The sequence below is a fragment of the Microbacterium terricola genome (genome assembly GCF_027943945.1).
In the GTDB taxonomy this organism is placed as follows: domain Bacteria; phylum Actinomycetota; class Actinomycetes; order Actinomycetales; family Microbacteriaceae; genus Microbacterium; species Microbacterium terricola.
Genome location: NZ_AP027141.1, coordinates 605,875 through 621,054, shown reverse-complemented (window position 1 = coordinate 621,054; position 15,180 = coordinate 605,875). Strand labels below are relative to the sequence as shown.

General features: G+C 70.5%; 11 protein-coding genes. All 11 read right to left on the bottom strand.

Going from position 1 to position 15,180, the window contains the following annotated elements; genetic code table 11:
- Nucleotides 1-10 precede the first annotated feature (10 nt).
- Nucleotides 11-1,828: an ABC transporter ATP-binding protein gene (locus tag Microterr_RS02895; RefSeq protein WP_263796237.1), complete on the bottom strand. Its 1,818-nt coding sequence runs from the start codon at nucleotides 1,826-1,828 to the stop codon at nucleotides 11-13.
- Nucleotides 1,825-3,648 (bottom strand): ABC transporter ATP-binding protein, encoded by a 1,824-nt coding sequence (locus tag Microterr_RS02890; RefSeq protein WP_263796238.1) that lies wholly within the window; start codon nucleotides 3,646-3,648, stop codon nucleotides 1,825-1,827. Before Microterr_RS02890 ends, Microterr_RS02895 begins: the two co-directional genes overlap by 4 nt.
- 296 nt (nucleotides 3,649-3,944) lie before the next feature.
- Nucleotides 3,945-4,436 carry a methylated-DNA--[protein]-cysteine S-methyltransferase gene (locus Microterr_RS02885; protein ID WP_263796239.1) on the bottom strand — a complete coding sequence of 164 codons (492 nt, stop codon included), beginning with the start codon at nucleotides 4,434-4,436 and terminating at the stop codon, nucleotides 3,945-3,947.
- On the bottom strand, nucleotides 4,433-5,968 hold the full coding sequence (locus Microterr_RS02880; protein ID WP_263796240.1) for an AlkA N-terminal domain-containing protein: 1,536 nt from the start codon (nucleotides 5,966-5,968) through the stop codon (nucleotides 4,433-4,435). Before Microterr_RS02880 ends, Microterr_RS02885 begins: the two co-directional genes overlap by 4 nt.
- A gap of 116 nt (nucleotides 5,969-6,084) precedes the next feature.
- Complete coding sequence (locus Microterr_RS02875; protein WP_263796241.1) at nucleotides 6,085-8,133, bottom strand: hypothetical protein; 2,049 nt, start codon at nucleotides 8,131-8,133, stop codon at nucleotides 6,085-6,087.
- Nucleotides 8,134-8,156: 23 nt separating this feature from the next.
- Nucleotides 8,157-9,230, bottom strand: a complete 1,074-nt coding sequence (locus Microterr_RS02870; protein ID WP_263796242.1) for a glycoside hydrolase family 130 protein — start codon at nucleotides 9,228-9,230, stop codon at nucleotides 8,157-8,159.
- A gap of 2 nt (nucleotides 9,231-9,232) precedes the next feature.
- Complete coding sequence (locus Microterr_RS02865; RefSeq protein WP_263796243.1) at nucleotides 9,233-10,072, bottom strand: carbohydrate ABC transporter permease; 840 nt, start codon at nucleotides 10,070-10,072, stop codon at nucleotides 9,233-9,235.
- Nucleotides 10,069-11,052 (bottom strand): carbohydrate ABC transporter permease, encoded by a 984-nt coding sequence (locus Microterr_RS02860; RefSeq protein ID WP_263796244.1) that lies wholly within the window; start codon nucleotides 11,050-11,052, stop codon nucleotides 10,069-10,071. Before Microterr_RS02860 ends, Microterr_RS02865 begins: the two co-directional genes overlap by 4 nt.
- Before the next feature lies 1 nt (nucleotide 11,053).
- A complete protein-coding gene (locus tag Microterr_RS02855; protein WP_263796245.1) occupies nucleotides 11,054-12,340 on the bottom strand; it encodes an extracellular solute-binding protein in 1,287 nt (428 codons plus the stop codon).
- A 13-nt stretch (nucleotides 12,341-12,353) separates the two neighbouring features.
- Nucleotides 12,354-13,403 (bottom strand): LacI family DNA-binding transcriptional regulator, encoded by a 1,050-nt coding sequence (locus tag Microterr_RS02850; RefSeq protein WP_263796246.1) that lies wholly within the window; start codon nucleotides 13,401-13,403, stop codon nucleotides 12,354-12,356.
- A 169-nt stretch (nucleotides 13,404-13,572) separates the two neighbouring features.
- Entirely contained in the window at nucleotides 13,573-15,180 is a 1,608-nt protein-coding gene (gene purH / locus Microterr_RS02845) for a bifunctional phosphoribosylaminoimidazolecarboxamide formyltransferase/IMP cyclohydrolase (RefSeq protein ID WP_263796247.1), read from the bottom strand.

Sequence of the window (15,180 nt, the reverse complement as noted above, 5' to 3'; positions counted from 1 at the left end):
GTCTCAGGGGTCAGACCAGCGACGCGCGCCAGGCGGCGTGCAGCTGGGCGAACTTGCCCGTACCCGCGATGAGGGCCTCCGGGGTGTCGTCCTCGATGATGCGGCCGTGCTCCATCACCAGCACGCGGTCGGCGATCGCGACCGTCGAGAGGCGGTGCGCGATGATGATCGCCGTGCGGTCGGCCAGCAGCGTCTGCAGGGCGTCCTGGATCTGCCGCTCGCTCGGGATGTCGAGGGAGGCGGTGGCCTCGTCGAGGATCAGCACGGCGGGGTCGGCGAGGAACGCCCGCGCGAAGGAGATCAGCTGGCGCTGACCTGCCGACACCCGGCCGCCGCGCTTGTTCACGTCGGTGCCATAGCCGTCGGGCAGCGCCTCGATGAACTCGTGCGCTCCGACCGCGCGCGCAGCGGCGATGATCTCGTCGAGCGTCGCGTCCGGCTTGCCGAAGGCGATGTTGTCGGCGACCGTGCCGCTGAACAGGTAGGCCTCCTGCGTCACCATCACGATCGCGCGGCGCAGGTCCTTCGGGTGCAGCGAGCGCAGGTCGACGTCGTCGAGGGTGACGCGGCCCTTCGTGGGGTCGTAGAAGCGCGAGACCAGCTTCGCCAGCGTCGACTTCCCGGCGCCCGTGGTGCCGACCAGTGCGATCGTCTGGCCGGCGGGGATGTCGAGCGAGAAGTCCGGCAGGATGATCCGGTCGTCCGAGTACCCGAAGCGCACGTCCTCGAACCTGACGTGACCGCGCGCGGTCCACAGGTCGACCGGCTTCGCGGGGTCGGGAACCGTCAGCTCCTCCTCCAGCACGCCCGACACCTTCTCGAGCGCCGCCGTCGCGGACTGGTACGAGTTCAGGAAGAACGCGACCTCCTGCAGCGGCGAGAAGAAGTTGCGCACGTAGATCACGGCGGCGAGGAGCGTTCCGATGAGCAGCGCTCCGTCCACGACCCGGATCGCGCCCCACAGGAGGACCAGCGAGACGGCCACGGCGGAGATCGCGATGAGCCCCGGTTCGAACGTGCCGAAGAGCCGGATCGTCCGCATGTTGACGTCGCGATAGTCGCTGGCCACACCGCCGAACTCGTCATCGTTGCGGACTTCCTTGCGGAACGCCTTGACCGCGCGGATGCCCGTCATCGTCTCGACGAACTTCACGATGACCTTGGCGCTGATGACCCGCGACTCCCGGTAGGCGACCTGCGAGCGGACGTAGAACCAGCGCATGAGCAGCGCCAGCGGGATGCCCATGAACACGACGATCAGGCCGGACTGCCAGTCGATGAGGAATAGGGCGACGAGCGTGAACGCGCCGTACAGGATGCCGGAGACGAGCTCGTTCAGGCCCCCGTCGAGCAGCTCGCGGATCGTGTCGAGATCGCTCGTCTGGCGCGAGATGATCCGGCCGGACGTGTAGGACTCATGGAACTCGAGGCTCAGCCGCTGCGTGTGCAGGAAGATGCGCTTGCGCAGGTCGAGCATCACCATCTGCGTCAGGCGCGCGGCGACCACGACGTACCAGCCGATGAGCGCCGCGCCGGCGATCCCGGTGATCAGGTAGACGGCCACCACCAGGATGGTCGGCATCCAGTTCATGTCGTCGATGACGGCGGGAAGCGCGGTGTTGAGCCCGTAGGCGATCAGCGCGGGGCCCGCCACCCGGAAGGCCGTCGAGACGACGATGACCACGGCGGCGAGCACCAGCTGGGAGCGCACGGGCGTGATGAGCGAGCCGAGCAGGCGCAGCGAGCGCTTGCGGATGGCCTTGCTCTCGAGGCGCGTGTAGTCGGAGCGGTCTTCTCCGCTGGTTCCGGTGACGGTGGTGGTGCTCACAGGTTCACCTCCCTCTCCCGCAGGCGGGCTTCTTCGACCTCGAGGCTCGAGATCACGTGTCGGTAGTGGTCGCTCTCGTGCAGCAGGTCGGAGTGGCGTCCGACCGCCGTGATGCGGCCCGCTTCGAGCAGCGCCACGCGGTCGGCGAGCATCACGGTCGACGGGCGGTGCGCGACGACGAGGGCCGTCGTCTCGTGCAGCACCTCGCGCAGCGCGTCCTCGACGAGGGCCTCGGTGTCCACGTCGAGCGCGGACAGGGGGTCATCGAGCACCAGCACGGCGGGCCTCGCCGCCACGGCGCGGGCGAGCGCGAGACGCTGGCGCTGGCCGCCGGAGAGGCTGAGCCCCTCCTCGCCGATCACGGTGTCGACGCCGTCGGGCAGCTCGTCCACGAAGGCGGCCTGCGCCACCTGGAGCGCCTCACGGAGGACGGCCTCCGCCTCGGCGCTTCCCGGCTCGAGGTCCTCGCGGCCGAGCAGGACGTTGTCGCGCACCGTCTGGGAGAACAGCGTGGCATCCTCGAACGCCATGCCGACGTGCCTGCGCAGTTCGGACAGCTCCAGATCGCGGATGTCGATGCCGTCCACCGTGACGCGCCCCTCGGTCACGTCGTAGAGGCGTGCGGGGAGCGTGGTGAGCGTGGTCTTGCCCGATCCGGTGAGACCGACGAGCGCCATGGTCTCGCCCGGGCGCAGCACGAGGTCGATGCCGTCGAGCAGATCGCGCTCCTTGGCTGCGGCGTCCGGGTAGCGGAAGTGCACGCCTTCGAAGGCGAGCTCGCCACGGGGCCGGACGATGGTCTCGGGGCTGTCGGGATCGACGATCGTGTTCTCCTCGTCGAACACCTCGAAGATGCGGTCCGTCGCGGTGCGGGCGTCGAGCATGAACGAGAACAGGAAGCCGATCGACTCCATCGGCCAGCGCAGGACCGTGGCCATCGCGAAGAAGGCGATCAGCTCCGCGGTCTGCAGCTGCCCGAGCTGGACGAGGTAGATGCCGGCGCCGAGGCACAGCGCGAACGCGATGTCGGGGAGCAGCACGAGCCAGAACCAGATCAGGCCGACCGCGCCGGCCTTGCGCAGCTCCGTCTGCCGGAGCGTCTCCGCCTGACGGGTGAACTTCTGGAGCGCGTGCTTGCCGCGACCGAACGCCTTGAGGACGCGGATGCCGTGCACGCTCTCCTCGACGGAGGTGGCGAGGTCTCCGGCCTGGTCCTGGCTCTGGCGCGCGAGCGTGCCGTACGTCTTCTCGAAGCGGTAGCCGGCGTACCAGAGCGGAGCGGAGGTCGCCAGGAAGATCGCGCCGAGCAGCCAGTGCCACTGGAAGAGCAGGGCGGAGCCGACGACGATCGTGATCACGTTGACGACGAGCAGCACGATGCCGAAGGCCATCCAGCGGCGCAGCATGCTGATGTCCTGCATCATCCGGCTGAGCAGCTGTCCGGACTGCCACTTGTCGTGGAACGAGACCGGCAGCCTCTGCAGGCGCGCATAGAAGGTCGTGCGCAGGTCGTACTCGACCTTGGTGGCCGGTCCGAGGACGAACCAGCGGCGCAGGTACACCATGAGCGCCTCGCCGAGGCCCAGGGCCAGCACGAGGGCAGAGCCCCAGATGATCTGGCGGATGTCGCCGGAGGCGATCGGGCCCGCGACGATGCCCTCGAGGATCAGCGGGATCGTGAGGGCGAGCAGGCTCGCGAACAGGGCGCTGACCGCGCCGAGGATGAGGCGCGGCAGCACAGGGCGCGCGAACGGCAGCAGCCGCCCCAGCGCGCGGAGGGTCGAGAGGTCGGACCGTGGATGTTCTGCGGTGGAGGTCATGATCCTTGGGGGTGTGTCGAGGCGACGGAGAGCGTGGGGGCGCGCGAACGCGTAGGGGCCTCACGAGAGGGGAACGTGCGAGGCGGCGTGGATATGCCGCGGCGGAGGAGTGCTCCGCGGGTCAGTTCCCTCGGCTCGGCAGGCCGGGTCCGAAAGCGGGGAGGACGGCAGCCTGTTCGGCGATGACGTTGGCCTTGTACATGGCGTCCTCCTCGGATCGGTGAATGGGGTGCCGCCGCGCGGCGGCAGCCCTCCAGAATATGCCTGAGTGTTTGCTGAGTGCAAATGCCCCGTGATCAGACGGCGGCGCGCTCCCGGGCGAGCAGGCTCTGCTTGACCTCGACGCCCCACGCGAACCCGCCGAGCGAGCCGTCGCCGCGCAGGACGCGGTGGCACGGCACGAACAGGGCGGGCGCGTTGCGGGCGCAGATGGATGCTGCGGCCCGCACGGCCCGCGGCTGCCCGAGGGCTGCGGCGAACTCGGAGTAGGTCAGCGGTCGACCGGGTCCGATGCGCCGCAGCGCGGCCCACCCGGCCTGCTGCATCGGCGTCCCGGGCTGCGCGACGGCGACGGCGTCGATGGCGCCGAGGTCTCCGGCGTAGTAGGCGAGGGCGGCGGCGGCAGCATCCGTCTCCCCTTCGCGGACGTCGTCCGGCCGGGTGCGGATGCGGGCCAGGATCGCGTCGGGGTCGGCGGTCCAGCCGGACGCGAGCACGCGTCCCGCGTCGTCGGCGAGGATCGTGAACGGGCCGTCGGGGGTGCCGATGGTCTGGATGGTGGCGGTCATGTCGTGGTCTCCCTCGAATCGGGTGCGAGCGGTCGGTCGGCGGCGCGGCTCGGCCGCACAGGCGCCGCGCGCCACAGGTGGGCGGTGAGGTAGGAGCGCCACGGGGCGGTGCGGGCGGCCCACGCGTCGAACGACCGGGGCTCGGCGGGGATGCCGGCAGCAGCCGCGCCGGCTCGCACGGCGACATCGCCGGGGAGCGTGACGTCGGGGTCGCCGAGCACGCGCATGCGGACGTAGTCGGCGGTCCAGGGGCCGATGCCGGGCATCTGCAGCAGAGCGGCGCGCTGCTCGACGCCGTCGTCGCCGCTGGTGAGGGTCAGCGAGCCGTCGGCGAGCGCGGCGGCGGCGCCGGTGATGGCGCGGATGCGCGCGGCGGGTCCGCGCAGCACCTCGTGCCCGCGTTCGGCGATGGCGGACATGGTCGGGAACAGCCGGGTGTCTCCCCCGAACCCGTCGACCTCGTCGCCGAGGGCGTCGGCCAGCCGCGTGAGCGCCGTGCGCGCGGCGACGACCGTGATCTGCTGCCCGACCATCCCGCGGATGAGCATCTCGTGCGGGTCGGCCGCGCCCGGGACGCGGATGCCGGGCACCACGGCGACGAGCGGAGCGAGCTCGGGCTGCCGCGTCAGCGCCTCGTCGACGGCGATCGGGTCGGCATCCAGGTCGAAGAGCCGGCGGGAACGCGCCACGAGCGAGGGAAGGTCGCCGAGGTGGGTCAGGCGCGCGCGCATGCGCACGCGGCCGGTCACGTCGAGGCGCAGCTCGAACCACGCGGGGCCGCCCGCCAGGCGCAGCGCCCGGGAGAACGAGGTGGGAGTCGCCGTCTCGACGCCGGGCAGGGCTCGGGCGGCCATCCAGGCGAAGAGCCCGTCCGCGTCCAGCGGACCGCGGTGGGGCAGCACGAGGTCGATGAGCCCGGAGGGGGCGCCGACGCCGGCTCCCCCGCTCCCGGCCGCTGCCGACGGGCGTCGTGCGCGCAGCGCGAGCGGCGTCATCCCGAACACCTCGCGGACGGTGTCGTTGAACTGCCGGATGCTGGCGAAGCCGGCCGAGAAGGCGACGTCGGCAGCGGGCAGGTCGGTGCCCACGAGCAGCATCCTGGCGGTGTGCGCGCGCTGCGCCCGGCTGAGGGCGAGCGGTCCTGCACCGAGCTCAGCGGTGAGCAGGCGGGTGAGGTGGCGAGGCGAGTACCCCAGGTGCGCAGCGAGCCCCGGTACGCCCTCGCGCTCGACCACCCCGTCGGCGATCAGCCGCATCGCGCGTCCTGCGGTGTCGCCGCGCATATTCCACTCGGGCGATCCGGGCGCCGCCTCGGGCAGGCAGCGCTTGCACGCGCGGTAGCCCGCCTCGTGCGCCGCTGCCGATGTCGCGTAGAACGTGACGTTGGCCGGCTTGGGCGTGCGCGCGGGGCAGCTCGGGCGGCAGTAGATGCCCGTCGAGCGCACCGCGGTGACGAACTGCCCGTCGAAGCGGGAATCGCGCGAGTCGATCGCGCGGTAGCGCTCGTCGAAGGTCATCGCGGTGGTGCTCATGACCTCAAGCCTGGCACGCGCGACGGCGTGCGGCTCGCGGAAATCGGACACGACCGTGAGCCTCGCCGACACGTGTGTCACCCCGCCGCGCCCTCGTGGGCGCGGCGGGGAGTGGCTCAGCCGGTCGCGATCGCGAATCCTCCGGCCGGAAGCACGATGGTGCCCGCTCCGCGGCGCGGCATTTCGCGGACGAGCGTGCCTTCGACGTCGTAGATGCGGATCGTCGTCGACCGGTCTCCACCCACCCGGACGGAGGTGGGCTTCGCCGATGCGGAGTGCACGAGCTCTGTGCGCGTCTCCCCGCCGAGGACCAGGCGCGAGACCTTCGGGCGGATCAGCAGCGCGTCGAGTTCGAGCGAACCGCGCGTCACGGTCACCGCGACCGTGCGACGGTTCGCCGGGACGAGCCGGTCGAGCTCATGGGGCAGGAGGACCCCCGGGACCGGTGAGATGCCCTGCGGCGGCGCGTCCTCGGCGAGTCGGCCGATCCACCCCCGGTCGGCCGTCCACGTCGATCTGCTCGCCGTTCCGGGCGCCGACCAGACGACCGGCTCGACCGTGCGCGCCGTGCGGGCGCGGCCGATGTCGAACACCGCCCTGTCGCCGGCCTCCAGCAGCAGGCCGCCGCCCGACCACAGCGATTCGCCCGTCCAGGGGGTCGGAGCAGTCACCGTGCCCCTGGTGCGCACCGCGGACTCCGCTTCGACCACCCGGAGCCCGTCGCGGTCGACGACCTCGGTGCTCGCGAGCGTGCGTGCGGCGACAGCCGGGCGCGCGTCGAGCGCGAGCATCGTGAGCAGCGCGTGGATCGTGCTCTCGGCACCGCTGTTCGGGTTGACGTCGCCGTTCGGCTGGAGGCCGTCGAAGGCGATCCCGGTCGCGGGGTCGTACATCGCGGCACCGGCGTGGTTGGCCCCGAAGAACCAGGCAGCCTGCATGGCCGCGAGCTGCGCGAACCCTCTCGAGCCGGTCGCGTCTGCCACCGCCAGCAGCGACTGCACCCGCGCGTCCGCGCCGTAGGCGATCTGCACGCGGTCGGCGGGCGTCGGGAACCAGCCGTTGTCGGGGCCGCCCGCGGTGAGCAGAGTCGGCGTGAAGACGGCCGCATCGCGCACGGCGGGCTCCGCCAGCGACGGATCGTCGAGCACGACGGATGCCTCGGCGAGCGCCGCCGGCATCTGGGAGCCCCAGGCGTGCCACATGCTCCGCGACTCCGCCCACGGCAGCACCGCACCGTAGGGCCAGGAGCCGGGACCGCCGGCGCTCATCGCCGCGATGCCCTCGGCGAGCTGCCGGAGGGCGGCCGTGGCGTCGGCATCGGTCGGAACGGCGCGCACGCGCGCCGCGAGTCCGAGCACTGCCTCGGCCGAGGCATCCGCTCCGTTCACGATGAGCCATGCCGGAACGCGCATGCCGTCGGATTCGGCCCATTCGCCGTAGCGGACGAGCACCTGACGCTCCACGGCGTCGATCGCGAGAGCGAGCCGGTCCTCGAGGAAGGCGGCGAAGGCGGGGTCGTCGTCCTCGAAGGCCGCGTAGCCCTCGCCGAGCGCCCAGATCGTGCGGGCCAGCCAGTAGCTGGGGCCCGAGTCCGACGGATCCGGCAGCTCGGCCGGCACGGCCGAGGGAGTCAGCGTTCCGTCCGGCTGCATCCAGAGGACGACATTGCCGGCGTTGTCACCCTCGGTCGTCTGCAGGTAGGTAATCGACCGCAGCATCTCGTACGCCGAGGCGCGGCTCGAATCCGCCCCCGTCTGGTGCCAGTGCCGCAGATAGACCACGGCGGCGCGTGCGATGTCGTCGGCGTTGTACGCGCCCTGGTTCCAGTAGCCGGTCTCCTCGTTGAACCCTCCCCCGCCCACGCGCTCGAACGTGCCGCCCGGTCGGGCGTCGGCGTACGTCCACGGCATCACGAGAGTCGGCTCGTCGGCCAGGCGATACGTCGTGTGCCCTGCGACATCCTCGGCGGGCGTCGCCTCGTCGAGCAGGAAGTCGAGGTGCGCCAGGTTGGTGAGCGGGTCCGGCGTCGGAGCCTGCACCTGCGTGGCGGCCGGGATCCCCGTGGACGCCTGAGCTGACGCGGGTGCGACCAGCGTCAGGACGAGCGTCGCGGCGGCGCCGAGTGCGGCGGCGGCGCGAACGCCCCGCCGTGCGGAAAGGTTCATCGTCGGTTCTCCGATCGTGCGGTTCAGGTGTCAGGCGGGTCTGTGCGTTCGAGCAGGGCGACGCCGATCTTCGAGTCGGCCATCCCGTAGAAGACGAAGAGCCGGCCTTCGACCTCCTCGATCGCGGTGGGGAAGACGACGTTCGGCACGATGCCGCTGCGCTCGTCGTCGGTTTCCGGTGCCAGCAGGGGCTCGGCGGTGCGTGCGACGACGCGGGAAGGGTCGTCGGCGTCGAGGATGAGGACCCCGGCGGCGTAGTTGACGCGCTGCTGCGGGGCGAACGCATCTTCGAGCACCCCGGTGACCCCGTGATGCATCACGAGCCACCCCTCCGGCACCCGCCGCGGCGGCGGACCGCCGCCGATCTTGAGCTCTTCGAACGCGAACTCCGGGCCGGCGACGAAACGGTGCTGGCCCCAGAGGGTCAGGGCGCCGAGGTCGGACTCGACCGCGTCGAGCGGCACGTAGCTGATCCAGATCGACTGACGCTGGTCGGTGACTCCGGCGGGCACGCGGATGCCCTGCCCTGCCTTGGTCTCGTCGAGGTCCCACATCGGCCGATGCAGCACCGCGAGCGACCGGGTGCCGTCCGGAGCTGTCACCGGCTCGGGGAAGAACGACGTGTCCTTGTTGTGGAAGAGGTTGAGGTCCATGTCGAGGGCGTCGTCGTACCGGAACAGCGCCGGCCCCAGACGCTGCCACTCGCGCAGGTCGGTCGACACCGCGACGGCGGTGCGCGGCCCGAGCGGACCGTAGGCGACGTAGGTCATGACGTGCAGCCCGAGCACGTCGATCCACGTCGTGCGCGGGTCTTCGACGCCGGCATTGCCGACACCGCGCTCCCAGCCGCGGTCGGGCTCGAGCACGACGCCCACGCGTTCGACGCCCACCGGGACGCCGTCGTCGACGAGCACCTTGGCGAGACCGACGCGCGACACGTTGCCGCCGGCGACGAGGCGCGGGAGCAGGTACAGCTCGCCGTCCGGTCCGCGGCCCGAACCAGGGTTGAGCACGCCTTCGGCTTCGTTCGGGTCCTCGGGGTCGGGCGTCATGATGACGCCCATGCGGGTGAGGCGGTAGGGGATGGAGTCGACCATGATCAGCCCTTCACCCCGGATCCGAGGTCGTTCGACTTGAAGTAGCGCTGGAACACGACGAACAGGGTGACCGCGGGGACCGCCAGCACGACAGCGCCCGCCATCATCGCTCCGAACGGGTTCGCCGTGGAGGCGGCCACGTTGGAGATGAAGTTCGCGAGGGAGACAGCCAGGGGCTGCATCGAGGCCTCCTTGGTGATGAGGAACGGCCAGAGGAACTCGTTCCACGGACCGATGAACGTGAGCAGCACCGCGGTCAGCAGCGCCGGTCGCACAAGCGGCAGCGCGACGCTCCACAGCAGCCGGAACTCCCCCGCGCCGTCGATGCGGGCGGCCGAGAAGAGGTCCTTGGGCAGCTGTAGGAAGTACTGCCGGAAGATCAGCACCGCGGTGGAGCTGATCAGGAAGGGCAGGATCATCCCCAGGTAGTTGTCCGAGAGGCCGAAGTCCCGCGCGATCATCACGTAGAGCGGGATCATCAGCATCTGGAACGGCACGATCTGGACGAGCAGGAGGATCGCGAACGTCGTTCCGCGGCCGCGCCATTCCAGCACCGCGAGCGCGTATCCGGCGAGGACGCCGAAGACGACCGTGCCCAGGAGCACACCGCCGGTGAAGATGCCGGAGTTCACGAGCCCCTGAACGAGATTGATCCGCTCATTGATGGCGACGTAGTTCTCGACCGTGATGTTGGCGGGGTTCGGGAACGCGCCCGCGAGCGTCGTGTCGACATCAGTCTGCAGCGAGCCGACGACCATGTAGTAGAAGGGGAAGAGGAAGGCGAGGGCACCGAGGCTCAGCACGACATAGAGCGCGGCGCTGCTTCCGAGTGCGCGCTTCATGACTCATCCCTTCCGACCAGGCGACGCTGGATCCAGGCGAGCAGGAGCACCCCGATGATGAGGATCACTCCGATGGCCGCAGCCACCCCGGGGTTCTGCTGCTCGATCCCCCGCTGGTACATCAGCAGCACGGGCGAGGTGGACGCGCCGTTGGGACCGCCGCCTCCGGTGAGCAGATACGGCTCGGTGAAGAGGTTCGCGCCGGTGATCGTCGACAGCAGCAGGACGAGGAACGTCGCGGTGCGCACACCTGGCACGGTCACGGAGAAGAACTGACGCACGCGCCCGCCGCCGTCCATCGCCGCCGACTCGTAGAGCTCCTTCGGCACGTTCTGAAGTGCGGCCAGGTAGAGCAGGATGTAGAAGCCCAGGCCCTTCCAGGTGACGAAGAAGGCGATCGTCGGCATCGCGAGCAGGGGGTTGACGAGCCAGGACGGATCCGGAGCGAGCGGCCCGAGCACGGTGTTGACCAGCCCGTCCCGTGAGAAGAGGAAGAGCCAGACGGCGACCACGGCGACGGATGCTGTGACGAACGGCACGTAGTAGCTCACCCGGAAGAACGTGCGGGCATGCACCACCCGGTCGAGCGCCGTCGCCAGGACGATCGACAGGACCACCGTCAGCGGCACGTTGATGATGAGGAAGACCGCCACGTTGCGGAACGACTGCCAGACGTCGGAGTCCGTGAGCACGTCGACGTAGTTGTCGAACCCGACGAACGGGCGGTCCACGACCGCTCCCGGGGCCGCGAAGAAGTAGTCGTGGAACGAGATCCACACCGCGAACACGACGGGATACGCGAACACCACGAGCACGAACACGATGTAGGGCGCTGCGAGCAGGAGCCCGAGCGGGTGCCTGCCGAGGAGACGGCGCCGCTTCCTCGCCGGGGGCGCCTCGCCTGCGGGGGGAGCGGGCGTGGGGGCCGGACCGGGGTCGCCCCCGGTCCGCCCCGCCGTGCCCGCGAGATCCGTGGTCATGTCACTCGCCCGCGAGCTCGTCGATCTCGGCGGCGGTGTCGGTGAGGAAGGCGTCGACATCCTTCTCATCGAAGATCACCGACTCGGAGTAGCCGTCGCGGAACTTCTGCCAGATCTCGACCGAGTTCTGGACGTTCGGCACTTCGACGGTGCGCGAGGCCTGATCGCCGAACTGCTCGTAGGCGGGGTTCGCCTCGAAGTAGTCCGGGTAGGTCTCGGTCAGGTTCTGCCGCAGCGGCATCTGTCCGGTCTCTTCGAGCCAGATCCCGTCCTGCTCCTCGCTGGTGGCGAACTTGAGGACGTCCCACGCCGTCGCCTTGTTCTCGCAGGCGGTGAAGAGGCCGACGTTCTTGGCGTCGCTGAAGGTCCAGGTGTCCTCTGCTGCGGTGCCGTCCTGCGTCGGCACGGGAACCGCGCCCCACTCGACGGCGTCGCCGTATACCGAGATCGCCCACGGGCCGACGATCGCCATCGCGGAGTACCCGTCGGCGAAGGCGTCGCCCTGGTACTGCTCCTGGCCCGCGAGCTCTTCGTCGTACAGGGTGCGCCAGAAGTCGGCGACGGCCTTGCCGTCCTCCGAGTCGAAGGTCGCCTTGCCGTCCTCGACGAGCAGCGTCCCACCGGTCTGCGCCGCGTACAGCGGGTAGAAGTCGAACCACGACTGGAAGAACTCGCTCGTCGGCGCCGGGTTGATCGCGAAGGTCGCCGCGCCCGACTCCTTGATCGCCCGAGCGGACTCGAGGAATTCGTCATACGTCGACAGGGACGGGTTCTCCGGGTCGAGGCCGGCTTCCTTGAACATCGCCTTGTTGTAGAAGATCATGACGGGGTTCGACTTCCACGGCATCTGATAGAGGCCGCCGTCTTCCGAGCGGTACTGCTCGGCGAGGTCGCCGCTGCGCTCGGTGATGTAGTCGTCGCCATCCTCGAACTCGGACAGGTTCACCAGTCCGCCCTGCTTCTGGAAGCCGGGTACGGCTGCCGGCGACGTGTTGAAGACGAGGCACGGTGCGTTGCCGGCGGTGATCGCGGCACCGATGACCTCTTCGCTCGATGCGCCGGCCGGGATCTCCTGAGCCTTGATCTGCTCGTCGGGGTTCTCCGCGTTCCAGGCTTCGACCATCTGCTTGCCCCAGGCGATCTCCGCCTCGTTGTTCGAGTACCAGATGGTGATGTCGCCACGCTTGTCCAAGCCGGCGGCGGTGCTTCCGCCCCCGCCGCCCCCGCAGGCGGTGAGGGCCAGGGCGGCAGCGGCCGCTGTCGTCGCGATGAGTATGCGTCGTCGCATGTTCGCTCCTTGTTCAGTCGCGGCTTCCGCCGCGGGGGTGTGGGTGGGGTGCGGGTCCGGTGGACTCGCGGACGATGAGAGCGGGCTCGGAGAGCTCGACATGGATGGGGTCGGCGCCGGCGAGCGCGTCGAGCAGGGTGCGGGCGGTGACCGTTCCCCACTCCCTCGCGTCGGTCGCGACCGAGGTGAGTGCCGGGTGGAGGTGACGGCCCAGTTCGGTGTCGTCGAAGCCGGTGATCGACAGGTCGAGCGGAACGCGGATCCCGAGGCGCTGTGCGACGCCGAGGCCGGCCATCGCCATGTGGTCGTTGGAGTAGACGATCGCCGTCGGCGGCTCGTCGGATGCGAGGAGGGTCCTGGTCGCCTCCGCCCCTTCGGCCGCGCTGAAGTCGGTGGTCACGACGACGTGCTCGACGGACGCGGCGGCGGCGGCCTGCGTGAAGGCGTCGGCGCGGCGGCGCGCATGCAGCATCGTCTGCGGACCGGCGACGTGGGCGATCCGCCGATGCCCGAGCTCCGCGAGGTGCGCGACGGCACTCCGGATGCCCGCTCCGTCCTCGACGGACACCGATGAGAACGGGCTCTCGATGTCGGGATGGCCGAGGGTGACCGCCGTCAGCCGGAGCGACTCCACGAGGGCGATCCGCTCGTCGTCCGCGCGCAGGTCGGTGATGACGAACCCGTCGACCCGCCGGTCCGAGGCGAGTCCGCGATAGGTCTCGGTCTCGTGGCGCCCGGGCGTCGCCGCGGCGAGCACGAGGATCTGCCCCGACGTCGAGAAGACGTCCTCGAGGCCGGCGATGAACGAGTGGAAGAACGGGTCGGCGGCGATGACGTCAGGGCTGCGGCCGATGACCAGACCGCAGGCGAACGATCGTCCTGTGCTCAGCGAACGCCCGCGCAGACTCGGCGTCCAGCCCAGTTCTCGGGCGGCCTCGAGGATGCGCTCCCGGCTGTCCGGCGAGACCCCGGGTCGATCGTTCAGGGCGAACGACACCAGGCCCTTGCTGACGCCCGCTCGCCGAGCGACGTCGGCGATCGTCGGGCGGGGCGCGTCGGACATGGGAGCTCTTTCGTCCCCGGTGGACTAAACCGGTTCAGAATCACCCTGACCCCGATGCGCGCGGATGCCCACCCGCTTGCATCTGCCGCGGAACGGGTGTATTCGCGCACGAGGCGTTCACTCTGCCTCCCGCAGACCGTGCACGGGAGACAGCCGGATCAGCCTCCGGTCAGTGGAAGAAGTGGCGCTCGCCGGTGAAGTACATCGTCACGCCCGCGGCGCGGGCGGCGTCGATGACCTCCTGGTCGCGCACCGATCCACCGGGCTGGATGATCGTGGTGATGCCCGCGTCGAGCAGCACCTGCGGTCCGTCGGCGAACGGGAAGAACGCGTCGGAGGCCGCCACCGAGCCCTTGGCCCGGTCGCCGGCGCGCTCGACCGCGAGGCGGCACGAGTCGACGCGGTTGACCTGGCCCATGCCGATACCGACGGTCGCCGAGCCCTTGGCGAGCACGATCGCGTTCGACTTCACCGCACGGCAGGTCTTCCACGCGAACGACAGGTTCGACAGCTCCTCGTCGGCGGGACGCTCGCCCGTGACCAGCTGCCAGGAGTCGACGAGCGACTCGATCTCGCTCGGGAAACGGTCGGCGTCCTGCAGGAGCAGGCCGCCGGACACGAGGCGCACGTCCATGCCCTCCTGCTGCCAGTCCGTGGGCAGCTTGAGCACGCGGAGGTTCTTCTTCAGCGCGAACACCTCGAGAGCGGCCGGCTCGAAGTCGGGCGCGACGATCACCTCGGTGAAGATGTCGCGCAGGTTCTCGGCCATCTTCAGCGTGACGGTCCGGTTGGCGGCGATCACGCCGCCGAAGGCGGACACCGGGTCGCACTCGTGCGCGCGCAGGTGCGCGGAGGCGATCGGGTCGAGCGCCTGCGGGGCGCCGACCGCGATGCCGCACGGGTTCGCGTGCTTGATGATCGCGACGGCCGGCTTGACCAGGTCGAACGCGGCGCGGAGGGCAGCGTCGGCGTCGACGTAGTTGTTGTACGACATCTCCTTGCCCTGCAGCTGGGTGGCCTGGGCGATGCCGTGCCCGCCGGTGCGCGTGTAGATCGCGGCGCGCTGGTGCGAGTTCTCGCCGTAGCGGAGGGTCGCGAGGCGCTCGGCCTTGATCGTCAGGTGCTGGGGAAGGTCCTCCTGTGAGGCGAGCGTCGCCTCGCTGAACCACTCGGCGACGGCGCGGTCGTACGCGGCGGTGTGCGCGAACGCGCGCGCGGCGAGCTCGCGGCGCTGCGAGAGCGAGGTGCCGCCGGCGGCGACCGCGGCGATCACCGCGGGGTATGACTCGGGCGAGACGACGATCGCGACGTTCGCGTGGTTCTTGGCCGACGCGCGCACCATGGCAGGGCCGCCGATGTCGATCTGCTCGACCACGTCGTCGCCTTCGGCGCCGGAGGCCACGGTCTCGACGAACGGGTAGAGGTTGACGACGACGAGCTCGAACGGCCGGATGTCGAGGGCGGCGAGCTGCCGCTCGTGGTCCTCGAGGCGCAGATCGGCGAGCAGGCCGGCGTGCACCCCGGGGTGCAGGGTCTTCACGCGCCCGTCGAGCGACTCCGGGAACCCGGTGACGGCCGATACGTCGCTGACCGCGTAGCCGGCGTCGCGCAGCAGGGCGGCGGAGCCGCCGGTGGAGACGATCTCGACCCCCGCATCGGCGAGCGCGGCCGCCAGCGTGAGCAGGTCGGTCTTGTCACTGACCGAGACGAGAGCGCGACGGATCGGGACGATGTCGCGTTCGCGGTAGAGGGACGGGTCGTGGCTCGGACCGGCCAT